The 22,515-nt window shown below is 70.9% G+C and carries 18 protein-coding genes; 14 read left to right on the forward strand and 4 right to left on the reverse strand.

Going from position 1 to position 22,515, the window contains the following annotated elements; all coding sequences use genetic code 11:
• Positions 1-2: 2 nt before the first annotated feature.
• Complete coding sequence (locus ACIRVK_RS31755; protein WP_404253153.1) at positions 3-1,067, forward strand: LacI family DNA-binding transcriptional regulator; 1,065 nt, start codon at positions 3-5, stop codon at positions 1,065-1,067.
• On the opposite strand, the gene ACIRVK_RS31760 is transcribed toward ACIRVK_RS31755, so the two are convergent.
• Both ACIRVK_RS31760 and ACIRVK_RS31765 read right to left on the reverse strand, forming a co-directional pair.
• Positions 1,057-3,504, reverse strand: a complete 2,448-nt coding sequence (locus tag ACIRVK_RS31760) for a SpoIIE family protein phosphatase (protein ID WP_404253155.1) — start codon at positions 3,502-3,504, stop codon at positions 1,057-1,059. The genes ACIRVK_RS31755 and ACIRVK_RS31760 overlap by 11 nt on opposite strands.
• 113 nt (positions 3,505-3,617) lie before the next feature.
• Entirely contained in the window at positions 3,618-5,849 is a 2,232-nt protein-coding gene (locus tag ACIRVK_RS31765) for an alpha-L-fucosidase (protein WP_404253157.1), read from the reverse strand.
• A 309-nt stretch (positions 5,850-6,158) separates the two neighbouring features.
• On the opposite strand from ACIRVK_RS31765, the gene ACIRVK_RS31770 reads away from it, so the two are divergent.
• The 13 genes from ACIRVK_RS31770 to ACIRVK_RS31830 all read left to right on the forward strand — a co-directional run bounded on the left by ACIRVK_RS31770 (position 6,159) and on the right by ACIRVK_RS31830 (position 20,478).
• Positions 6,159-7,223, forward strand: coding sequence for a sugar ABC transporter substrate-binding protein (locus ACIRVK_RS31770; protein ID WP_404253159.1), 1,065 nt, complete (start codon positions 6,159-6,161; stop codon positions 7,221-7,223).
• 52 nt (positions 7,224-7,275) lie between these two features.
• Positions 7,276-8,838 (forward strand): sugar ABC transporter ATP-binding protein, encoded by a 1,563-nt coding sequence (locus ACIRVK_RS31775; protein ID WP_404253161.1) that lies wholly within the window; start codon positions 7,276-7,278, stop codon positions 8,836-8,838.
• The gene (locus ACIRVK_RS31780; protein ID WP_404253163.1) at positions 8,831-9,874 is read left to right on the forward strand and encodes an ABC transporter permease; all 1,044 of its coding nucleotides are present in this window, start codon (positions 8,831-8,833) and stop codon (positions 9,872-9,874) included. Before ACIRVK_RS31775 ends, ACIRVK_RS31780 begins: the two co-directional genes overlap by 8 nt.
• Positions 9,875-9,968: 94 nt before the next feature.
• The gene (locus ACIRVK_RS31785; RefSeq protein ID WP_404253165.1) at positions 9,969-11,303 is read left to right on the forward strand and encodes an L-fuconate dehydratase; all 1,335 of its coding nucleotides are present in this window, start codon (positions 9,969-9,971) and stop codon (positions 11,301-11,303) included.
• A complete protein-coding gene (locus tag ACIRVK_RS31790) occupies positions 11,296-12,198 on the forward strand; it encodes an amidohydrolase family protein (RefSeq protein ID WP_404253167.1) in 903 nt (300 codons plus the stop codon). Before ACIRVK_RS31785 ends, ACIRVK_RS31790 begins: the two co-directional genes overlap by 8 nt.
• Positions 12,189-12,626, forward strand: coding sequence for an RbsD/FucU domain-containing protein (locus ACIRVK_RS31795; RefSeq protein ID WP_404253169.1), 438 nt, complete (start codon positions 12,189-12,191; stop codon positions 12,624-12,626). Before ACIRVK_RS31790 ends, ACIRVK_RS31795 begins: the two co-directional genes overlap by 10 nt.
• On the forward strand, positions 12,623-13,663 hold the full coding sequence (locus ACIRVK_RS31800; RefSeq protein ID WP_404253171.1) for a zinc-binding dehydrogenase: 1,041 nt from the start codon (positions 12,623-12,625) through the stop codon (positions 13,661-13,663). The genes ACIRVK_RS31795 and ACIRVK_RS31800 overlap by 4 nt, the downstream gene beginning before the upstream one ends.
• On the forward strand, positions 13,660-14,421 hold the full coding sequence (locus ACIRVK_RS31805) for an SDR family oxidoreductase (protein ID WP_404253173.1): 762 nt from the start codon (positions 13,660-13,662) through the stop codon (positions 14,419-14,421). The genes ACIRVK_RS31800 and ACIRVK_RS31805 overlap by 4 nt, the downstream gene beginning before the upstream one ends.
• Positions 14,418-15,050 carry a bifunctional 4-hydroxy-2-oxoglutarate aldolase/2-dehydro-3-deoxy-phosphogluconate aldolase gene (locus ACIRVK_RS31810; RefSeq protein WP_404253175.1) on the forward strand — a complete coding sequence of 211 codons (633 nt, stop codon included), beginning with the start codon at positions 14,418-14,420 and terminating at the stop codon, positions 15,048-15,050. The genes ACIRVK_RS31805 and ACIRVK_RS31810 overlap by 4 nt, the downstream gene beginning before the upstream one ends.
• Positions 15,047-16,084, forward strand: a complete 1,038-nt coding sequence (locus ACIRVK_RS31815; protein ID WP_404253177.1) for a sugar kinase — start codon at positions 15,047-15,049, stop codon at positions 16,082-16,084. The genes ACIRVK_RS31810 and ACIRVK_RS31815 overlap by 4 nt, the downstream gene beginning before the upstream one ends.
• A gap of 34 nt (positions 16,085-16,118) precedes the next feature.
• Positions 16,119-17,132, forward strand: coding sequence for an aldo/keto reductase (locus tag ACIRVK_RS31820; protein ID WP_404253179.1), 1,014 nt, complete (start codon positions 16,119-16,121; stop codon positions 17,130-17,132).
• On the forward strand, positions 17,123-17,845 hold the full coding sequence (locus ACIRVK_RS31825; protein WP_404253181.1) for a FadR/GntR family transcriptional regulator: 723 nt from the start codon (positions 17,123-17,125) through the stop codon (positions 17,843-17,845). Before ACIRVK_RS31820 ends, ACIRVK_RS31825 begins: the two co-directional genes overlap by 10 nt.
• 200 nt (positions 17,846-18,045) lie before the next feature.
• Positions 18,046-20,478 (forward strand): SpoIIE family protein phosphatase, encoded by a 2,433-nt coding sequence (locus ACIRVK_RS31830; RefSeq protein WP_404253183.1) that lies wholly within the window; start codon positions 18,046-18,048, stop codon positions 20,476-20,478.
• A 57-nt stretch (positions 20,479-20,535) separates the two neighbouring features.
• Here ACIRVK_RS31830 and ACIRVK_RS31835 read toward each other — a convergent pair whose 3' ends face one another.
• Entirely contained in the window at positions 20,536-22,092 is a 1,557-nt protein-coding gene (locus ACIRVK_RS31835; protein ID WP_404253185.1) for an alpha-L-arabinofuranosidase B, read from the reverse strand.
• 80 nt (positions 22,093-22,172) lie between these two features.
• The coding region (locus ACIRVK_RS31840) for an AbfB domain-containing protein (RefSeq protein ID WP_404253187.1) at positions 22,173-22,515 on the reverse strand (343 nt) is incomplete at its 5' end.

Consider the following 22,515-nt stretch of genomic DNA (forward strand, 5'->3'; position numbering starts at 1 on the left):
GCATGACGAGCTCGGGTGTCTGGCGGCGCCCCACCCTGGATGCCGTGGCCGCACGTGCCGGTGTGTCCACGGCCACGGTGTCCAACGCGCTCAACGGCACCGGACGGCTCTCCGAGGCGACCAGACAGCGCGTGCTGACCGCGGCGCGCGACCTCGGTTACGCACCGGTCAGTACGGCGCGGGCCCTGGCTCGCGGCGGCACCGGCGTGCTCGGGCTGACCATGACGACCTACGGTGACCTGCCCGTTCCGTACATCGAGATCCCGTACTACGCACAGCTGGCGCTGGGCGCCATGGCGGCGGCGCACGAGCGCGGCTACCTGCTCCAGGTGATGCCGAGTTCGATGACACCGTGGATGTGGCTCAACACCCCGATGGACGGCGTCATCCACGTCGGCCCGCGCGCTGAGGACCCGGTGCGTTCGCTCCTGCGCGAGCGCGGCATACCGATGGTCTGCGAAGGCCGGCCGCCCCGGCCGCGATGGTGCGACGCCTGGGTCGACACGGACCACGAAGCGGGCCTGCGACTGCTGCTCGACCACCTGGCGGACTCCGGCGCCCGGCGGATCGGGCTCTCCCTGCCCGTGCACGACGATGCGTACCCGCACCTGGTCGCACACGCCTACCGGTCCTGGTGCGACGAGCACCGCAAACCGGTCCTGGTGCAGGAGTACGCCTCGATCCCCGATTACTTCACGGCCGAGCAGGACGCGGTCGGTCGGCTGCTCGACCACGATCCGAGACCGGACGCCGTCATCGGGGTGTACTCCGACTCGGGTCACAACATTCTCGCCGCCGCTCGGCGCCACGGTCTTCGGGCGCCGCGGGATCTGCTGGTCGCCTGCGTCAGTGAGGATCCGGACTACGCGACAACCGCTCCACCCGTCAGCACCCTCAGCCTCCGCCCCGGCCGAATGGGCGACGAAGCGGTCGACCTGCTGATCGCCGTCATCAACGGCCGCGCCGGGGTGGACCGGCGTCGGCTCGTGCAGCCGGTGCTGATTCCGCGCCGGTCCACACGGCGCCCGGCGACGGCTGCCCGACGGGCCGGTCGGCTCAGAGGCTGACGATCTGCTGCGGGAGGGACTGCGCGCACCAGATGGTCTTGCCGTCGGTGGTGTGCCGGGTGCCCCACCCCTGGGTGAGCTGGGCGACCAGCAACAGTCCCCGGCCGCCCTCGTCGAAGGCGCGCGCCCGGCGCAGGTGCGGGGCGGTGTTGCTGGAGTCCGAGACCTCGCAGATCAGGGCGGTGTCGCGAATCAGCCGCAGCCTGATCGGGGGCTCGCCGTATCGGATGGCGTTGGTGACCAGCTCGCTGACGACCAGCTCCGTGACGAACGACGCCTCCGTCAGGCCCCAGGCGTCCACCTGGTCGAGGGCGAACTGCCTGGCGCGCGAGACGTCCGCGAAGTCGGGTTCGACGTCCCGGTCGACGACGTGCTGGGGGTCCAGCGCATGGGTGCGGGCGAGGAGCAGGGCGGCGTCGTCGGTGCGGTGTTCCGGGAGAATCGCGTCCATCACCGTGTCGCACAGGTCCTCCAGAGAGCTGGCCGTCCGGTTCAAGACCCGGAGCAGCTCGGCGATCCCCTGGTCGACGTCACGCTCGCGGCTTTCCACCAGCCCGTCGGTGTAGAGAGCGAGCAGGCTGCCCTCCGGCAGCTCGATCTCGGTCGCCTCGAACGGCAGCCCACCGATGCCCAGCGGCGGTCCGGGCTGTGCCCGCAGTGGGGTCCTGATGCCGTCCGGGGAGATGATCAACGGGAGGGGGTGGCCGGCGCTCGTCAGCGTCAGGCGGCGGGATGCCGGGTCGTAGACGGCGTACAGGCAGGTCGCCCCGGTCTCGCCGGTCGTCTGGAAGTAGCTGGTCGGCTGGAGGTCACTGGCGAGGTGGATGACCAGGTCGTCCAGGTGGGTCATCAGCTCGTCGGGCGGCAGGTCGACGTCGGCGAGCGTGCGGACCGCCGTGCGCAGCCGGCCCATGCTGGCCGAGGCGTGCAGGCCGTGGCCGACGACATCGCCGACGACCAGCGCGACCCGGGCGCCGGACAGCGGAATGACGTCGAACCAGTCACCTCCCACTTCCGCGCCGGTCCCGGCAGGCAGGTAACGGGACGCCACCTCGACCGCCTCCTGGTTCGGCAGCCGCTGCGGCAGCAGGCTGCGTTGCAGGGTCAGTGCCGTGGTGCGCTCACGCGCGTACCGGCGGGCGTTGTCGATGGCGACGGCTGCCTTGGCGGTGAGCTCTTCGGCGAGGATCAGGTCGTCGGCGGTGAAGGCCTCGGGCCGGTCGCTGCGGGAGAACTCGACGACGCCGAGCAGCGCGCCGCGTGCCCGCAGCGGCACGGTGATCCGGCCGGTCAGTCCCTGCGCGGCCATGGACGCGTCGATCAGCGGGTTGCCCGGCGGCCAGTGGGCGGGGTCTGCGGCGAGGCCGGGCCCGAAGGCCCATTCGCTGCCAGGGCCGGGTTCGGCGGCGAGCTGGACCCTGGAGGTGCCGGTGGTCATGCAGCGGGCGGCGACGGAGTCGACGGCGAGCGTGACCGGCAGCGGGGGCCCGATGAGCGCGTCGGGGTCCTCCCTGGCGCTGTGCCGGGCGGCGCGGCTGAGCCTGACGGTGTGGCCACTGGTGATCACCGATGCCGAGGGCGGTTCCTCACCGTGCAGGACCTCCTCGAACAGGTCCACGGTGACCAGGTCGGTGAATTTCGGTACGGCGCTCCTGGTCAGCTCCTGGGCCGTGCGGATCACGTCGAGCGTCCGGCCGATGCCACGGCCGGCCTCGTTGAGGAGGAGCAGGCGCTGCCGGGCCCAGTACTCGGCGCTCATGTCGAAGCCCCAGTTGGCGACGGCGCGGACCCTGCCCTCGGCATCCCGGACGGGCCAGATGCTCGTGGCCCAGGCGTTGGCGTAGTTGCTGCCCAGCGGCTGGAAGACGGTGATGAGCCGGGCGGGCTCACCCGTCCTCGCCACCTCGGCGAGCTGGTCGGTGTACGGCTTGTCGTCCCTTTCGGGGAACAGGGAGCGGTCGAATTCGGGAAGCACCTCGCGGTACTTCTTCCCCAGCACCTGCTCCTCGGTGTGCGCTATCACCCGGCCCGAGGAGGCGTTGATCCACAGGAACCGCAGGTCGGGGTCGTAGACGCCCAGAGCGAAGGGGCACTGTTCGAAGGCCCGGTCGGTGATGACCGGCCGGCGATCCCAGCGCTGGACGGTCACCACCTGGCCCTGCGGTCGTCCGTCGGAGCCGAGCAGCGGGTGAGCGGTCAGCACGGCGTCCACCGTGGAGCCGTCGAGGTGGCGCAGGGCGACGAACTCCGAGGGGCTGGTGTCGGTGCCGGGGGAGTCGGGGAAGGGCGGATCGACCAGCAGTTCGGTCAGGGGCCGTCCGACGGTGTCCTCCGCCGTCCAGCCGAGCAGCAACCGCCCTCCCTCGCTCCAGGCGCTCACCCTGCCGTCCGGATCCACCACGACGGCGGCAATGGGAGCATCCTGCTTGTCGGCCATGTCCACGCGCCACGCCTCCGTCTGGACAGCGGTGCCCGCACAGGGCTGGTTTCCAGCGGCTGTCTCCAGCGTAGATCCGCCCCGCTCCCACGGCCCCCCGGCAGGTGTCCGGATCACAGGGCCGTGAAGGTCCACAACAGGTTGGAGCTGCTGCCGTACGTCCACTGCTTGGCCACCGAGCCCGAGGCGACGTCGCCGCCGCCGTCGAGGACCAGGCCGGTGGTGCGGTTGGCGACCGTGTACTGCTCACCGCCACGGTTGGTGATCGTCCACTGCTGGTTGGTGCTCCCGTTCCAGGGAGCCTGTCGCGCGGGAGAGCCGTCCGCGGTGGCGCCCCAGCCGTCGGCGACCATGCCGTTCGCGCGGTTGACGAGCTTGTAGTAGCCGCCGCCGACCGCGACCGCCTGCCACTGCAGGTTGGAGCTGCCGTCCCAGGTCCACTGTTTGAGGTTGGACCCGGAGGCGACGTCGCCGCCGCTGTCCAGGGCGAGACCGTCGGTGACGTTGCTGAGCCGGAAGTAGCTCGCCGGGTCGAACTGGACCCGCAGCGAGGTGATCTGGTCGTTGTTGCCGGTGACCCGCAGGTCGGGGTTGTCGGCGGTGAAGGTCCAGGACGTGCCGGTGAAGTTGTCCCCGGAGTAGCCGATCACCTGGTAACCGGGGGCCGGCCTCAGAGAGGAAAGGGTGCGCACGCCGAGGCCGGCCGCCGTCAGGTCGGCCGCGGTGTGGTCGCCGACGCTGAACACGCCCGCGTTGCCGGTGTAGCCGACGTCCGCGAAGGCCACCGCCCCGGCGAGCGGTCGCAGGACCGGGATCGTGCCGGAGAACGTGAGCTTGAGGGCGTAGGCGTTGGCGCTGTAGGGCGCCGACGAGGGAAGGGCGATCGTGAGGCCGGCGGCGCTCTGGGACGGGGCGGGCAGGTCGATGTAGGTGCCGGCGGTGGTGCCGAGGAGCTTGACCGAGGTCAGCGAGGAGAGGTTGATCCGGTCCGAGCCGAGGGTCTTGATCGTCAGGGAGCTGCCCGGCCAGCCCAGGACGGTGGCGTACAGGACGCTGCCCGCCTTGTCGCGGGTGAAGCGGATGTCCTGCGCGGTGCCGGCGCGCGGGGTGGTGAAGGCGCCGCCGCCCATCTTCGTCGGGCCCTCGCCGTACGCCGTCCAGGCCCTGGTGGCGTACAGCGACTCGCCGAAGCGTTTCAGGTGGTCTCCGATGCCCAGCAGGATGTCCTTCTGCGCCTGGGGGATGGTGCCGTCGGCCATCGGCGCGATGTTCAGCAGCATGTTGCCGTTCTTGCTGACCCGGTCGATGAACGAGTGCAGCATCTGCTGGGTGGTGTAGTAGCCGATGCCCTGGGTGTAGCACCAACTGCTGCTGGAGATGCTGTCGTCGGTCAGCCAGTAGGGCGCGGTGAGGTCGCCCGGGCCGCCCCGCTCGTAGTCGAAGACCTCGCCCTTGTTGTCGAACCCGTCCTTGTAGGTGGCGACGACCTCACGGCCCCAGCTGTTGGCCTGGTTGTAGTAGTACGACAGGAAGTTCAGGCGCTGTGTCTCGTCGATGGCGTCCAGCTTGAAGTCCTGCCACAGGATGTCGGGCTGGGCGCGGTCGACGACCTCCTTGAGCTTGTCGTACCAGAGCTGGTTCTCCGCGGCCGAGCCCAGCTGCCCGTAGAGCTTCTTGAGGCTGGGGTCCGTCTGGGCGGGGACGTACTCGTAGTAGCCGTTGAAGTGGTAGGCGTGGTGCATGGCCACCAGGAGCTTGAGGCCCTTGGCGCGGATGGCCGTGGAGAAGATCCGCAGGAGGTCGAGGCCGGGGCCCTTGTTGACCGAGTTCCACTCGTTGACCTGGCTGTCCCACATGGAGAAGCCGTCGTGGTGCTCGGCGACCGGGCCGGCGAACCTGGCGCCCGCGTCGACGAACAGCTGGGCCCACGCGTCGGGGTCGAAGTTCCCGCCGGCCGACTTCAGCTTCGGGGCGAACTTCACGAAGGTGCCCGCCAGGTCCTGGGCGCCGTTGATGAAGTTGTGGTATGGCCATGCCGAGGGCTGGCCGTAGGTCGCGATGTGGTGCTGGTTGGCCTTGCTGCCCGCCTGGTACATGTTGCGCGGGTACCACTCGCTGTCGTACGCGGGGACGCTGAAGACGCCCCAGTGGAAGTAGATCCCGAACTTCGCGTCCTGGAACCACTCCGGGGCCGGCGGATGCTGGTCGACCGAGTTCCAGTCGGGTGTGTACGTGCTGGGTGCCGCCTGGGCCGCACCGGCGCCGAACAGGCCTCCGGCGACGGCTGCCGCGGCCACGCAGGTGGCACCGGCCAGGAAGTGGCGTCTGTTGATCGAACTCGACATGGGGAGATCCCTGGTACAGGAGGGGCAGGGGAGTGCAGCGCGCCGCTTGTTACGCAAGAAGGTCCGGCATGTCTCCCTGGTATGTCAATCCGCAAGACGCAGATTGATGGGATGGATCTCTGGCTGGGTAGCGCATCGATCGGCTACCGAGCAACCGCACTGGCCTGGTGCATCAAGGAGAATTTGGTACGGGGGTAGACAAGCTGGCGGGGGCGCCTCTATAAACATCCCATCTCTACCGCCCGGCGAAACACCGCTGTCGCCGCGGCGAAACATCTCCCACTTCGGGACCGGCGCGAGGAAGCACCGATGAGAGTCAGATCCGCCCTCTGTTCAGCTGTCTCCGCCCTGTCCGCACTGGCTCTGCTCAGTGCGTGCGGCAGCGGTTCCGCCACCTCGGCGTCGTCGGGCGGCAAGCCGCTGGTCGGTGTCGACTACCCGCGCTCCGACACCGACTTCTGGAACTCGTACATCAAGTACACGCCCCAGTACGGCAAGTCGCTGGGGCTGGACCTGAAGACCACCAACTCCCAGAACGACGTCGCGAAGCTCACCGCCAACGCGCAGACGTTCATCAGCCAGGGCGTCAAGGGCATCGCCATGGCCCCGCAGGACACCGCCGCCATCGCTCCCACGCTCGCCCAGCTGGAGGCGAAGAAGATCCCGGTCGTCACCGTCGACACCCGCCCCGACAGCGGCAGCGTCTACATGGTCGTACGCGCCGACAACCGGGCCTACGGCGAGAAGGCCTGCCAGTTCCTCGGCACCAAGCTGGGCGGCAAGGGCAAGGTCGTCATGCTGGAGGGCGGCCTTGACTCCATCAACGGCCGCGACCGCACCGAGGCGTTCAACGACTGCATGAAGAAGAACTACCCCGGCATCAAGGTGCTCGGCGAGGCCACCAACTGGGACGGCGCCACCGCCGCCCAGAAGCTGCAGACGGACCTGACCGCCAACCCGGACGTCAAGGGCGTCTACATGGAGTCCAGTTTCGCCCTGGCCGGCACGCTCCAAGTCCTCAAGCAGAAGGGCCTGTTGACGGACCCGAAGGACAAGAAGCACGTCTTCGTCGTGTCCAACGACGGCATCCCCGAGGAGCTGAAGGACATCGCGGCCGGGCACATCGACGCCACCGTCTCGCAGCCGGCCGACCTCTACGCCAAGTACGCCTTGTACTACCTCAAGGCCGCGATCGCCGGAAAGAAGTTCCAGCCGGGCAAGACCGACCACGACAGCACCATCATCCAGGTCAGGGCCGGCGTCCTCGAGGACCAGCTCTCGGCCCCGCTCGTCACCGCCGACGGCGCCACCTACGGGGGAGTGCCCAGCGTCAAGAGCGACGACAAGTCGCTGTGGGGAAACAACCTCGGCTGATCCATCCCTGCGCATCGGCACGGCAACGGCTCACGAGAACAAGGCGGTTGAGATGAGCGACGGGGAGCGAGCAGTCACCCCCGTGCCCGCCCCGGCGGACGACGGACGGGTCCCCCCGGACCCGCCCGTCGTCGAGGCGACGGGCATAGTCAAACGATTCGGTCCGACGGTGGCCCTGAACGGCGCCCGGATCACCATCAGGTCCGGCGAGACCCACGCCCTCGTCGGCCGCAACGGAGCCGGCAAGTCGACACTGGTGTCGGTGCTGACCGGCCTGCAGGCCCCGGACGAGGGAACGGTCACCTTCGGCGGCGAACCGGCCCCCCGGCTCAGCGACCGCGACGCCTGGCGGCGACGCGTGGCCTGCGTCTACCAGAAGTCGACGATCATCCCCACCCTCACCGTCGCCGAGAACCTCTTCCTGAACCGGCACGACCACGGCGCCGGCCGCCTCATCAGCTGGCAGGCCACCCGTCGCCGCGCCCAGGAACTGCTGTCGACCTGGTCGGTGGACGTCGACCCACAGTCCCCGGCGGCCGATCTGAGCGTCGAGCAGCGGCAGTTCGTCGAGATCGCCCGCGCCCTGTCCTTCGGGGCACGGTTCATCATCCTCGACGAGCCGACCGCCCAACTCGACGGGGCGGCCATCAACCGCCTCTTCGGGCGCATCCGTGACCTGCAACGCCAGGGCGTGACGTTCCTGTTCATCAGCCACCATCTGCAGGAGGTCTACGAGATCTGCGACATGGTGACCGTGTTCCGCGACGCCCGGCACATCGTCACCGCGCCGGTCGCCGAGCTTCCGCGCAACGAGCTCGTCGCCGCCATGACCGGGGAGGCGGCGGCCGACCGGCGCGAGGAACGGCCCGGCACGCACGACCCCGGCGCGACGGCCGCCCTGCGGGTCCGCGCCCTGCGGGGCGACGGGTATGACGACGTCAGCCTCCAGGTCGGGGCCGGTGAGATCGTCGGCCTCGCGGGCGCCGCCGGCAGCGGTCGTACCGAGGTCGCCGAGACCGTCGTAGGGCTGCGGACCGCGACGGCGGGCGAGGTGGAGATCGCCGGGAAGCGTCCACGGCAGGGCAGCGTGCCCGCGGCGCTCGCCGCCGGCGCCGGGTTCGTTCCGCAGGACCGGCACCACCAGGGCTTCGTTCCCGACATGTCGATCGCGGACAACGCCACCCTGTCCGTGCCGAAGCGGCTCGGTGCCAACGGGTTCCTCAGCCGTGGCCGGCGCGACCGGCTCGCCGAGGGCATGATCGAAAACCTCGCGATCAAGACTCCCGGCCCCGGACTGCCCGTCTCCGCCCTGTCCGGAGGCAACCAGCAGAAGGTCGTCATGGCCCGGGCCCTGGCCGACGACCCCAGGCTGCTGGTCCTGATCAACCCCACCGCGGGCGTGGACGTGCGCTCCAAGGAGTTCCTCCTCGGCAAGGTCGAGGAGACCGCGCGCACCGGCACCGGAGTGCTCATCGCCTCCGACGAACTCGACGACCTGCGGATGTGCGACCGGGTCCTGGTGATGTTCCAGGGCCGTGTGACCTCAGAGATCGCCCGCGGCTGGCACGACCACGACCTCGTGGCCGCGATGGAAGGAGTGGACCTCCATGCCTGAGACCGTCCTCGCGGACACCGCCGCGGCCAAGGCCCCGGAGCCCGGCCCCAAGCGGACGGCGCTGCTCGGCGGCCGGATACCGCTGGCCCGGCTGCGCGACCTCGCGCTCGTCCCGGCCATCGTGGTCATCGCGATCGTCGGCCAGATCGTCAACCCGGTCTTCCTGCAGACGGACAACCTCATCAACGTCCTGCAGACCATGTCCGAGATGGCCCTGCTGGTCCTCGCCCAGACGATGATCCTCATCGTCAAGAAGATGGACCTGTCGCTGGAGTCCACCATGGGTCTCGCACCCGGCGTCGCGGCCTGGCTGGTGGTCCCGGCCGGCGCGGGCCACGGACTCGGGCTGCTCCCCGGCGCGTGGGCCATCCCCGTCACCCTCGCCGTGGGCGCGCTCGTCGGCGTGATCAACGCGCTGCTCATCATCCGCTTCGGCCTCAACGGCTTCATCGTCACCCTCGGCATGCTGATCGTGCTGCGCGGTGTCCTCACCGGCATCTCCGGCGGACAGACGTTCTTCCAGCTGCCGCAGTCGATGCTCTACCTGGGCACCGCCGTATGGTTCGGGATGCCCGCGTCCATCTGGATCTGCCTGGCGCTGTTCGCCGTCGCGATCGTGGTGCTGGGCTGGACGAGCTTCGGCCGCTCGCTGTACGCCATCGGCGGCAACGTCGACGCGGCGAAGGCGGCCGGTATCCGCACCGACCGGGTGCTGTGGATCGTCATCGTCACCGGCAGCCTGCTCGCCGCCCTCGCCGGACTGCTGTTGTCCGGACGCCTCGCCTCCGTCGCCTCCGCCCAGGGCAACGGCTACATCTTCACCGTGTTCGCCGCCGCCGTCATCGGCGGGATCAGCCTCAACGGCGGCAAGGGCACCATGTTCGGAGCGTTCAGCGGCATCCTCCTGCTGTTCATGATCCAGAACGTGCTCACGCTCGGCGGTGTCCCCGCCCAGTGGATCGGCGCCCTCAACGGCCTGATCATCCTGGTCGCACTGACCATCTCGCGCATCACGGGCGGCAAGGTCCAGGACTGAACCGGGCAGCCGGACCGGCCGCCCGCCGGCCCGCGCCGCCCCCATCTCGTCGCACGGGGCCGTACCGCCCTCGCACATCACAGGAGTTGCCGTCATGTCATCCGCCCCGCCCGCTTCCCCGGCCGCTGCCCACATCACCTCCCTGGACGTGCTGGACGTGCGTTTCCCGACGTCCGAGCACCTGGACGGGTCGGACGCGATGAACCCCGAGCCCGACTACTCGGCCGCCTACGTCGTCCTGCGCACCGACGCGGGTGACGGCCTGGAAGGCCACGCCCTGGCCTTCACCACCGGCCGCGGCAACGACGTACAGGCCGCCGCCATCGCGGCCCTCGCCCCGCATGTCGTCGGCCTCCCGGTCGAACAGGTCTGCGCGGACCTCGGAGCGTTCTCCCGCTCCCTCGTCCACGACCCCCAACTGCGCTGGCTGGGCCCGGAGAAGGGCGCCATCCACATGGCCACCGGCGCCGTCGTCAACGCCGCCTGGGACCTGGCGGCCAAGCGGGCCGGCAAGCCCGTGTGGCGGTTCCTCGGCGAGATGTCACCCGAGGACCTGGTCGCCCAGGTCGACTTCCGCTGGCTGTCCGACGCGCTGACTCCCGAGGAGGCCCTGGAGATCCTGCGCCGCGCCGAACCGGGCCGCGACGAGCGCATCGCCCGCCTGCTGGAGCGCGGCTACCCGGCCTACACCACCACCCCCGGCTGGCTCGGCTATTCCGACGAGAAGCTGGCGCGGCTGGCCCGCGAGGCCGTCGCCGACGGCTTCACCCAGATCAAGCTCAAGGTCGGCGCGGACCTGGCGGACGACGTACGGCGCATGCGCACCGCCCGCGAGACCGTCGGCGACGGCATCCGCATCGCGGTCGACGCCAACCAGAGATGGGACGTCCAACCCGCCATCGACTGGATGCGCGCCCTGGCTCCCTACGACCCGTACTGGATCGAGGAGCCCACCTCCCCCGACGACATCCTCGGCCACGCCGCCGTCCGCAAGGCGCTCAGCCCCATCAAGGTCGCCACCGGCGAACACATCGCCAACCGGGTCGTCTTCAAACAACTCCTCCAGGCCGGCGCGGTGGACATCGTGCAGATCGACTCCGCCCGGGTCGGCGGCGTGGGCGAGAACATCGCGATCCTGCTCCTCGCCGCGAAGTTCGGCGTTCCGGTCTGCCCGCACGCGGGCGGCGTCGGCCTGTGCGAGATGGTGCAGCACCTGTCGATGTTCGACTACGTCGCCGTCTCCGGCACCATCGAGGACCGCGTCATCGAGTACGTCGACCACCTGCACGAACACTTCGTCGACCCGGTACGGATCGTCGACGGCCACTACCGGGCGCCGACGCTGCCCGGACTGAGCGCGCAGATGCACGCCGGATCCCTCAAGCAGTACGCCTACCCGGACGGCCCTGTCTGGACCGCTCGTGTCTGACGCCCAGGTGCTCGTGGACGCCCACCACCATGTGTGGGACCCGGCCGCCCGGCCGCAGCCCTGGCTGGACGAACCCGGCCACGAGCAGATCCGCCGCACCTTCACCCCGCACGACCTGCGATCGGCCGCGACCCGGCCGATCGCCGGACGGCGACTGACGAGCACCGTGGTGGTCCAGTGCATCGCGTCCCTCCCCGAGACACGCGACCTGCTCTCCCTGGCCGTCAGCGACCCGCTGATCGGCGCCGTCGTCGGCTGGGCGGACCTGACCTCCCCCGCGATCGGCGACGTACTCGACGCCCTGCGCAGCGGCCCCGGAGGCCGCCACCTGCGCGCCGTAAGGCACGTCGTACAGGCCGAGCCCGACCCGCACTGGCTCCAACGCCCCGACGTCGAGAACGGATTGCGGGCGGTGGGGGAGCGCGGCCTCGGCTACGACGTGCTGGTCCGCGACCACCAGCTCCCGCAGGCGATCCGCCTCGCCGAGCGGATCCCCGAACTGCCGCTCGTCCTGGACCACGCCGGCAAGCCGCCGATCGCGCGGTACGAACTCACCGACTGGGCACAGCGGTTGCGGGCGCTCGCCAGGCATCCCCAGGTCCACTGCAAGGTGTCGGGTCTGGTCACCGAGGCCGACCACCACAAGTGGACCATCGACGACATCCGCCCGGTGTGGGACGCCCTGCTGACCGCCTTCGGGCCCGACCGGCTGATGTTCGGCTCCGACTGGCCGGTCTGCCTGCTCGCCGGCGGATGGAACCGCTGGGCCGACGCCGTCGAACACCTCCTGGACGGCTGCTCGCCCACCGAGATCCACGCGGTGCTCGCCGGCACCGCGACAGCCTTCTACCGCCTGACTCCCGCACCGACGAAGGAAACGCCGCCGTGCTCCTGACGGAACTGCTGCACCCCGGGATCCTCGCCTCCCTCGCCGGAGCCGGCCACGGCGCCCGCGTGCTGATCGCCGACGGCCACTACCCGGCGAGCACAGCCACCGGCGAGCGCGCGAGAACCGTCCACCTCAACCTGGCCCCCGGCCTGCTCGACGTCACCACCGTGCTCGGTGTCCTGCTGCGCTCCCTGCCCGTCGAGTCGGCCCACGTGATGGTGCCGCCCGAGGGCGAACCGGAACCGCCGGCCATCGCCGAGTACCGCGCGATGCTGGCGCCCGTCCAGGTCGACAGCCTCGGCCGCTTCGAGTTCTACGACGCCGCCCGCTCGCCCGACCTGGCACTGGCCATCGTCACCGCCGACACCCGTACCTACGCCAACCTGCTGCTGACCATCGGCGTCCGCGCTGAAGGGACCCTGACCCCACGATGACACTCGCCGTCCGTTACACGTCCGCCCGTACCCTGGACACAGCGCCCGCCGAGCCCTCCGCTCCCGGACCCGGCGAGGTGGAGCTGGCTCCCGCCTATGTCGGTATCTGCGGCACCGACCTGCACATCTTCCACGGTGACATGGACGCCAGGGTGTCCGCGCCCGCCGTCATAGGACACGAGATGTCCGGCCGCGTCGTACGCGTCGGCCCGGGCGTCGAGGGCTGGCAGCCCGGCGACGCGGTCACCGTGATGCCGCTGCGCTGGGACGGCACCTGCCCCGCCTGCCGCGCCGGACACCAGCACATCTGCCAGCACCTCGACTTCATCGGCATCGATTCGCCGGGCGCGATGCAGCAGCGCTGGACCGTGCCCGCCTCAACGCTCGTCCGGCTGCCCGCCGGGCTCGCGCTGGACCGGGCCGCGCTCGTCGAGCCGACGGCGGTCGCCGTGCACGACGTCGGCCGGGCCCGGGTGCGGGACGGGGAGAAGGCCGTCGTGGTCGGCGGCGGCCCCGTCGGCATCCTCATCGCGCTCGTGGCCCGGTCGGTCGGTGCCGACGTCCGGGTGGTGGAGCTGAGCGCCCACCGGCGGCTGCTCGCCGAGGAGTTGGGGCTGACGGCGTGGAATCCGGCCGACGACGTGCCGGAGCTGGTGCGGCAGTGGACCGGGGAAGCCGGCGCGGACGTCGCCTTCGAGGTGTCCGGCGCGGCGGCCGGCGTGGACACGGCGGTCGACGTACTGGGCGTACGCGGCCGTCTGTGCCTCGTCGCCATCCACCCCCGCCCCCGCGAGGTCAACCTGCACCGCTTCTTCTGGCGTGAGCTGACCCTCGTCGGAGCCCGGCTGTACGACCGTTCCGACTTCGAGAAGGCGGTGACCCTCGTCGACGACGGCACCATCCCGGCCGACCGGCTGATCAGCAAGGTCGTGCCGCTCACGCAGGCGCCCGCTGCCTTCGAGGCCCTTGAGGGCGGCGGCGACGTGATGAAGATCCTCGTGGACTGCACCGACGACACCCAGGGAGCCGCCGTATGACCGCCTTCGACCTCACCGGGAAGCTCGCCGTCGTCACCGGGGCCCGACGCGGCATCGGCCGGGCCATGGCCCGCGCGCTCGCCGAGGCCGGCGCGGACGTCATCGGCGTCAGCGCCACACTGGAGGATTCCGGCAGCGGCGTGGAGAAGGACGTCACCGCCGCCGGCCGTACCTTCGAGGCGATCCGCACCGATTTCGCCGACCCCGCCGCCGTCCGGTCCCTGGGCGCGGACCTCGCCGGCCGGGCGCGTCCGGTGGACATCCTGGTCAACAACGCGGGCACGATCCGCCGTGCTCCCGCTGCCGAACACTTGGACGCGGACTGGGAGTTGGTGCTCCAGGTCAATCTCAACGCGCAGTTCGCGCTGACCCGTGCGGTCGGCGCGTCGATGGTGGCGCGCGGGCAAGGGAAGATCATCTTCACGGCGTCGCTGCTCAGCTTCCAGGGCGGCATCAATGTCCCCGGCTACACCGCCGCCAAGCACGGCATCGCCGGGCTCACCAAGGCGCTGGCCAACGAATGGGCGCCGCACGGCGTCAACGTCAACGCCATCGCGCCCGGCTACATCGCCACCGACAACACCCAGGCACTCCAGGACGACCCGGTGCGCAGCAAGGCGATCCTCGACCGCATCCCGGCCGGGCGGTGGGGCAACGCCGACGACCTCGCGGGCGTCACCGTGTTCCTCGCCTCGGACGCGGCCGCCTACGTCCACGGCGTCGTCCTGCCGGTCGACGGCGGCTGGCTCGGCCGGTGAACGCCACCGATCCGGCCGCCGCGCTGGGCGGGGCCCGGCTCCTGCCCGTGCTCACCGTGCCCGACACGGCGACCGCCGGCCCACTTGCCGACGCACTTGCCGCGGGCGGCGCCACCTGCGCCGAGGTCACCTTCCGCACCCCGGGCGCCGAACGCGTGCTCAAGGAGATGGCCGCCCACGGCGGACTCACCCTCGGCGCCGGCACCGTACTCACTCCCGAACAGGCCGAGCGGGCTGTGGCGGCCGGGGCCCGCTTCGTGGTCTCGCCCGGCTTCGACGAGGAGGTCGTCGCCAGGTGCCGCGAGCTGGCCGTGCCCGTGGTGCCGGGTATCGCCACCGCCACCGAGCTGATGCGGGCCCTGCGCGCCGGCCTCGACACCGTCAAGCTCTTCCCCGCCGAGCCGCTCGGCGGCCCGCGGACCCTGAGAGCGCTCGCGGCCCCGTTCTCCGGGGCACGCTTCGTACCGACCGGGGGGATCGAGGCCTCCGGCATGGCCGCGTATCTCGCCGACCCGGCGGTCCTCGCCGTCGGCGGCAGTTGGATGGCCACCCCCGCCCACCTGGAACGCGGCGACTACGACGAGATCCGCCGGCTGACCGCCGACGCGGTGGACAGGAGTACCCGGTGATCGACGTGGTGGCCCTGGGCGAGGTGATGCTCCGCTTCGACCCGGGTGAGGGACGCATCCGCACCGCCCGCACCTTCCAGGTCTGGGAGGGCGGCGGCGAGTACAACGTCGTCCGCGGACTGCGACGCTGCTTCGGCCGGCGCTCGGCCGTCGTGACGGCCCTCGCCGACAACGCGGTGGGTCGCCTCGTGGAGGACCTGATCCTCCAGGGCGGCGTCGACACCTCCCTGATCCGCTGGGTGCCCGACGACGGCATCGGCCGCACCGCCCGCAACGGGCTGAACTTCGTCGAGCGCGGCTACGGGGTGCGTGGTGCGCTGGGTGTCAGCGACCGCGCGCACACCGCCGTCTCCCAGCTGCGCAAGGGCGATGTCGACTGGGACGCGATCTTTTCGGGCGGCGTGCGCTGGTTCCACACCGGCGGCATCTTCGCCGGCCTGTCCGACACCACCGTCGACGTCGCCGACGAGGCCATGGCCGCGGCCCGACGTCACGGCGTCACCGTCTCCTACGACCCCAACCACCGCCCCAGCCTCTGGGCCGGCCGGGGCGGCGCCGACGCCGCCCGCGAGGTCGATCTGCGGCTCGCCCGGCACGCCGACGTCGTGGTGGGCGCCCTGGGCCTGGTCGGGCGCCGCCCCGGCGACCGGCGCATCACCGCCGAAGAGGTACCGGAAGCGCTCGCCGAGGCGGCCGGGCGGGCCCCCGCCGCCACGGTCCTGGCCACGACCCTGCGCGAGGTGCCCTCGGCCGGAGTCAACGACTGGTCCTCGGCGGCCTGGTCCGCCGAGACCGGCTTCGTCACCGGCCCTGAGATGCCCGCCCTGCACGTCCTGGACCGCATCGGTTCCGGCGACGCGTTCGCCGCCGGCCTCATCCACGGACTGCTCGACGGCGCCGGCCTGGAACGCGCCCTGGCCTACGGCACCGCCCACGGCGCGCTCACCATGACCACTCCCGGCGACGTCTCCATGGCCACGCTCGCCGAGGTCGAGGCCCTCCTCGCGGGCGGCACGGCCCACGTCAGACGCTGACCGACGTCCTCATCGCGCGTACCAGGAGCACCACTTGCACCAGCGGAAGATCCACCACACGTCTGTCTCCCTCACCGACCTCGGCTTCGGGGCGTCCGTGATCGGCAACCTCTACCAGGTGACCGCGGTGGAGGACGCGACAGCCGCCGTCGAGGCGGCCTGGGAGGCCGGCATACGGTACTTCGACACCGCACCGCACTACGGCCTCGGCCTCTCCGAGCGCCGCCTGGGCGCCGCCCTGCGCGACCGGCCGCGCGGGGAGTACGTCGTCTCCTCCAAGGTGGGCAGACTCCTCGTGCCCAACGACCAGCCGCGAGGCGTCGACGACGAGGGATTCGTCGTCCGTGACGACCTGCGTCGGCGGTGGGACTTCAGCCGCGACGGCGTGCTGCGCTCCCTCGAGGACACGCTCGAGCGAACCGGCCTGGACCGCCTCGACATCGTCTACCTCCACGACCCCGACGACCACTGGCAGCAGGCCGCCGACGAGGCCATGCCCGCCCTCGCGGAACTGCGCGACCAGGGCGTCATCGGCGCGATCGGCGCCGGCATGAACCAGTCCGCCATGCTCGCCCGCTTCCTGCACGAGACCGCCGCCGACGTCGTCATGCTGGCCGGCCGCTACACCCTCCTCGACCAGTCCGCCCTTGACGACGTCCTGCCTGCCGCGCGCGCACTCGGCAAGAGCGTGGTGGCGGCGGGCGTCTTCAACTCCGGACTGCTCTCCCGCGACCGGCCCGCCGAGGGCATGAAGTACGACTACCAGGACGCCCCGCCCGCCCTGGTCGCCCGCGCCCAGGCCATCGCCGACGTCTGCGCCGCACACGGCACCACCCTGCCCGCAGCCGCGATCGCGTTCCCGTACACCCACCCCGGTATCATCAACGTCACCCTCGGCATGCGGACTTCGGAACAGGTCCGGCGCAACGCTGAACTCCATGATCAGCACGTCCCGGACGCCCTCTGGGACGACCTCCGCGCTCAGGGCCTGATCAGGTCGGACGTGCTCACGGGGCGCGATGGCGAGAGGGATGCGCGGTGTCTCTGACGGACAAGGCCATCGAACAGATCCGTGAGCTGATCCGGACCGGTGCGCTGCCCCCGGGCTCGAAGCTGCCCCCGGAGCCGGACCTGGCCGCCCAGCTGGGCCTGTCCCGCAACCTCGCCCGCGAGGCGGTCAAGGCGCTGGCCGTCGCCCGGGTCCTGGAGGTGCGGCGGGGCGACGGCACCTATGTGACCAGCCTGCAGCCGAGCCTGCTCCTGGAAGGGCTCGGCGGCGCGGTGGAACTGCTGCAGGGCGACTCCGTGGCCCTGCAGGACCTCATGGAGGTCCGCCGGCTCCTCGAGCCGATCGCCACGGCACTGGCCGCCACCCGGATCTCCGACGACCAGCTCGCCGAGGTGAAGCAGCACCTCGACGCCATGCGCGACGCCCGTGACGACGTCGAACGACTCAACGCCCACGACGCCGCGTTCCACCGCGCCGTCATCGCGGCCACCGGCAACGAAACTCTCCTCACCCTCCTCGAAGGCATCTCCGGCCGTACCCTGCGCGCCCGGATCTGGCGCGGTCTGGTCGACTCCCAGGCGGCGGGCCGCACCCTCGCCGAGCACGAGGCGATCTTCAACGCCCTGTCCACCGGTGACTCCGCCCTCAGCCAGGCCGCAGCACTGCTGCACGTCAGCAACACCGAACAGTGGTTGAGGGAACACCTGCGTTCGGGCGAGGCGCTCACATCCGGGACGATCCCTTGGAAGTGACCGGCCGACCCGGGGCCGTCGACCCGCCCCGTTGACCGCCGCCGCCTTCCACGTCCCGGCCCCGAAGGGCGCGGCCCGTGTTCGACGTGCACTGGCGGGTTGAGCCGGGTGTGCCGTGGCGGGATGCTTGAGGCGGCGCCCGTGATGGCTGACGCGGTGCCGGACCGGGATGCGAGAGGAACGACGCCGGGAAACCTTCCATGGACCACGAACCCGACACGACCGCGCGAGCTGGGGACGCGGGGACACCCGAGGACTTCGCCGTCGTCATCGACGCCCATGGGGCTGTCATGGCGTGGAGCGCCGGAGCGGAGAGACTGCTCGGGTACGCGGCCCAGGAGGTCGTCGGGCGTCCGGCCGCCTCGCTGCTCGCGGCGAAGCTGCCCTCCGCGATGCGCCGCCACCTGGCCGCCGGGGAACCGTGGACGAGTGATCTGGCGCTGCGGAAACGGGACGGGGACCGGATCCAGGTGCACCTCAGGGGCACCCCGCTGGCGGACTCCGACGGCGACACCCCCTGGGTCCTCACCCCTGTGGCGATGACCTATCCCGCCGCGCCGGCCGACGCGGAGACGGCGCAGCTGTGGGACCTCACGCTCGCGCAGCTCCCGCTGCCCGTGGCCGTCTACGACCACGAGGCCCGCTTCGTCGCCTGCAACCAGGTGATGAGCCGCGCCATGGGGCTCACGCAGGAGGAGATGAAGGGCCTGACCCTGTGGGAGATCTATCCCGCCCCGCCCCTGGACGAGATCGACCGCCTCCAGCGGCAGGTCGTGCGCACCGGGGAGACGATCTTCCGCGAGGAGCAGCCATTCCGGGCCTCCGGCGAGGTTCGCGATCACGCCTGGTCGGTGTATCTGTCCCCCCTGAAGGACCGGGCAGGCCAGGTGCTCGGGTTGTCGGCCGTGGTGATCGACATCACCGGGCAGTACTGGGCCCGGCGCCGTCTGGCAGTGCTGAACGACGCCGGAGCGCGCATCGGCAGCACCCTGGACATCACCCGGACCAGTGAGGAACTGGCCGAGGTGGCGGTGTCCGGGTTCGCCGACTTCGCCACCGTCGACCTGCTGGAGTCGGTCGTCCAGGGACACGAACCGCAACCGGTCCCACCCGGCACGCCCGTGACGTGCCGCCGCACCGCTCAACGGTCGGTGCTCTCGGGCTGCCCGGAATCCGCGGTCCGGTCGGGTGACGTCGACGTCTACCCGCCCGGCTCCCCACCGGCACAGGCTCTGATCAGCGGACGGGGCGCCCACTACCGTGCGAGCGATCCACGGCTGCGGGAGTGGTCGACGGCCTCACCGGCCCGTGCCGAGAGCATGAGACGGTTCCGGGTCCACTCGGTGATGATGGTGCCGCTGCGTGCGCGGGGCATCACCCTCGGCGTGATGCACCTGCTGCGGCACCGGACCGCGGACACGTTCGGCGAGGACGATCTGGTGCTCGCCGAGGAGATCGCCGCCAGGGCGGCGGTGAGCATCGACAACGCCCGCCGTTACACCCGTGAACGCCGGACCGCGCTCACCCTCCAGCGCAGTCTGCTGCCCGCGCGGCTCCCCCGAGCGCAGGCGGTGGACCTCGCCTACCGGTACTTCCCCGCCGGCTCGGGTGACGAGATCGGCGGAGACTGGTTCGACGTCATCGCGCTGTCCGGGGGACGGGTCGCGCTGGTGGTGGGCGACGTCGTAGGCCACGGCGTGCACGCCTCGGCCACCATGGGCCGCCTGCGCACCGCAGTACGGACCCTCGCGGACGCCGATTTCGCCCCCGACGAGCTGCTCACCCGGCTGGACGACCTGGTCGTCCGCCTCGACCGGGAGGAGGGCCCCGATGCGCGAAGGGAGGCGGAGGAGACCTCGGGAGAAGTCGGGGCCACCTGCCTCTACGCCGTCTACGACCCCGTGGCCGGAGTGTGCGATCTCGCCAGGGCCGGGCACCCGCCGCCCGTCCTGGTGACGGCCGACGGCACGGCGCACCTCCTCGAGCTGCCCGCCGGGCCACCGCTCGGCCTGGGCGGACTGCCCTTCGAGGCCGCACGGATCACCATGGGGGAGGGAAGCGTCCTCGCCCTCTACACCGACGGTCTGATCGAGGCCCCGGGGCGGGACATCGACGTCGGACTGGACCTGCTGACCGAGGCACTGCGCCACCCGGCCGCCGACCTGGAGGAAGCCTGCGACGAGGTGATGCGCAAGGTGCGGCCCGACCCGCCCGCCGACGACATCGTCCTGCTGCTGGCCCGCACCTCCGGTCTCGGGACGGACCGGGTACGCACCTGGCAGCTGCCCCAGGACCCCGCGGCCGTCGCCGGGGCCCGGCGGATGGCCGGCGAACAACTGGCCGCCTGGGGTCTGTCGGCACTCGACTTCGCGACCGAACTGATCGTCAGCGAGCTCGTCACCAACGCCATCCGCTACGGCACCGCCCCCATCGAGCTCCGGCTCATCCGTTCCGACGTACTGGTCTGCGAGGTCTCCGACGGCAGCAGCACCGCTCCGCACCTGCGGCGGGCCCGCGTCTTCGACGAGGGCGGACGCGGGCTGCTGCTGGTCGCCCAGGTGGCCGAGCGCTGGGGCAGCCGCCACACGTCCGCGGGCAAGACGATCTGGGCCGAACAACCCGTGCCGGACTGAGCGTCCCCGAGGAGGCTCAGTCCGGCACGGTAACCGCTGCAGCGGTGGCGGGAGCGGTCAGCTCCAGGGGGAGGCGGTGAGCCAACTGGTGTCCTGGGCCCACGACGTCGTGGAGTCCCAGGCGTTGGAGCCGCCGTTGCTGGCGATGTAGGCCGTGAAGTTGTAGTGGCGGATGTACTTCGTCGGGAAGTTGACCGACTGGAAGGAGTGGCCGACCCCGCTGTTGCCGGTGGTGGGGCAGAAGGTGGCGTCCTGCGCGAAGGAGCCGCCGCCGTTGTCGGTGTTCAGGTAGAGCTCGTAGTTGAAGTGGCGCAGGTACTGGCCGGGGTTGTTGGCGGACTCGAAGGACAGGCAGGAGCTGTTGGCCAGGCCGGCGCGGACGATCCAGGTGGCGTCGGCCTTGTCGGTGGCGGAGCTGGTGGAGCTGATGTTGGAGATGACGACCTTGGTGTCGGCGTCGTCGTGGCGGAGGTAGTCCTGGGTGCAGCAGGGGGAGGTGGTGGCCTGCAGGGAGATGCGGGAGCCGGGGGTGAGCGAGCCGGTGCTGGTGGAGCCGCTGGTGTAGCCGGCGGCGGTGATGTTGGCCTGTACGGCGTTCTCGGTGGCGTCCGAGGGGTAGCCCGAGGTCATGACGCCTTCGTAGAAGGTGCCCTGGGCGCCCTTGCTGTTGTCACCGCCGATGCCCAGGATGATCGCACCTTCCTTGTGCATCGGGTTGTAGCCGGAGACGTTGGGCCGCACCCCGTTGTAGAAGGTGGACAGGCTGCCCGACTGGGCGTCGCCGCCGCGGATGGCCCACTGGTTCGGGCCGCCCTTGACCATGGCGGTCAGGAACCGGTTGGTGACGGTGGGGTCGCCCGAGTTGAGGTGCTGGTTCACACCGGAGAACAGGCCGTTCTCCAGGTCGGCCATGATCCAGGGGCCGTTGCCACTGCCGGAACCCCAGACCTTGTTGTTGCCGAAGTAGATGGCCTCCATGTGGCCGTTGCCGGTGTCGTGGTTGTTGGTCTCGGCGTTGCCGTAGTCGAAGCAGCAGCCGCCGTTGAAGTGGGTGCCGTCGAAGATCGCGTACTCGCCCTCGGGCTGGTCGCCGGTGGCGATGCCGTTGGTGGTGTCGTTGCGGTAGCCGGTGCCGGGGGCGACGTAGAGGCCGTACGCCTCGTGCCCGCCGACGGTGACCGGCGCCTCGAAGGCGTTGGCGAGGTTGTCCGGCCCGCTTGCGGCACCGCCTGCGGGTGCCTGGGTGAGGTTGTTGCCCTTGCCGGACTGGTCGTAGAGGACGGTGATGACGCAGCTGGTGTTCGCGCAGAAGGAGTCCTGCGCGGCGGCGTTGGCGAAGCCGCCCGCGCTGAGCAGGCCGATGTCCTTGGTCGTGTTGTCGGAGGCGCGCCTGACCTGGTACAGCGGGCCGTTGTACGTCCCGTACAGGGCGCGGGTGGTGCTGTGTGCGGCGACGCAGGGAGTGCCGCCTGCTGCGTAGATGTCACAGGGCCCCTGGGTGGCGGCCTGCGAGGTGGAGGCCGTCGCGGTGAGCAGGCCGGCCGCGAGCGCGGCGGTGGCACCGGCCGCGAGGAGCGCGCGTCTGGCGCTGCGGATCCATGGTGGTTTGAGCATGAAGAGACTCCTTCACAGGGTGGGTGTGATGTGCGCGTCGACGAACCCCCGTCGGCACCGAACCCGGGGGTGGCTGCTCGTCAGTCCCAGGGGGAGGCGGTGAGCCAGCTGGTGTCCTGGGCCCACGACGTCGTGGAGTCCCAGGCGTTGGAGCCGCCGTTGCTGGCGATGTAGGCCGTGAAGTTGTAGTGGCGGATGTACTTCGTCGGGAAGTTGACCGACTGGAAGGAGTGGCCGACCCCGCTGTTGCCGGTGGTGGGGCAGAAGGTGGCGTCCTGCGCGAAGGAGCCGCCGCCGTTGTCGGTGTTCAGGTAGAGCTCGTAGTTGGAGTGGCGCAGGTACTGGCCGGGGTTGTTGGCGGACTCGAAGGACAGGCAGGAGCTGTTGGCCAGGCCGGCGCGGACGATCCAGGTGGCGTCGGCC

The organism is Streptomyces sp. NPDC101152, assembly GCF_044768275.1.
Taxonomy (GTDB): domain Bacteria; phylum Actinomycetota; class Actinomycetes; order Streptomycetales; family Streptomycetaceae; genus Streptomyces.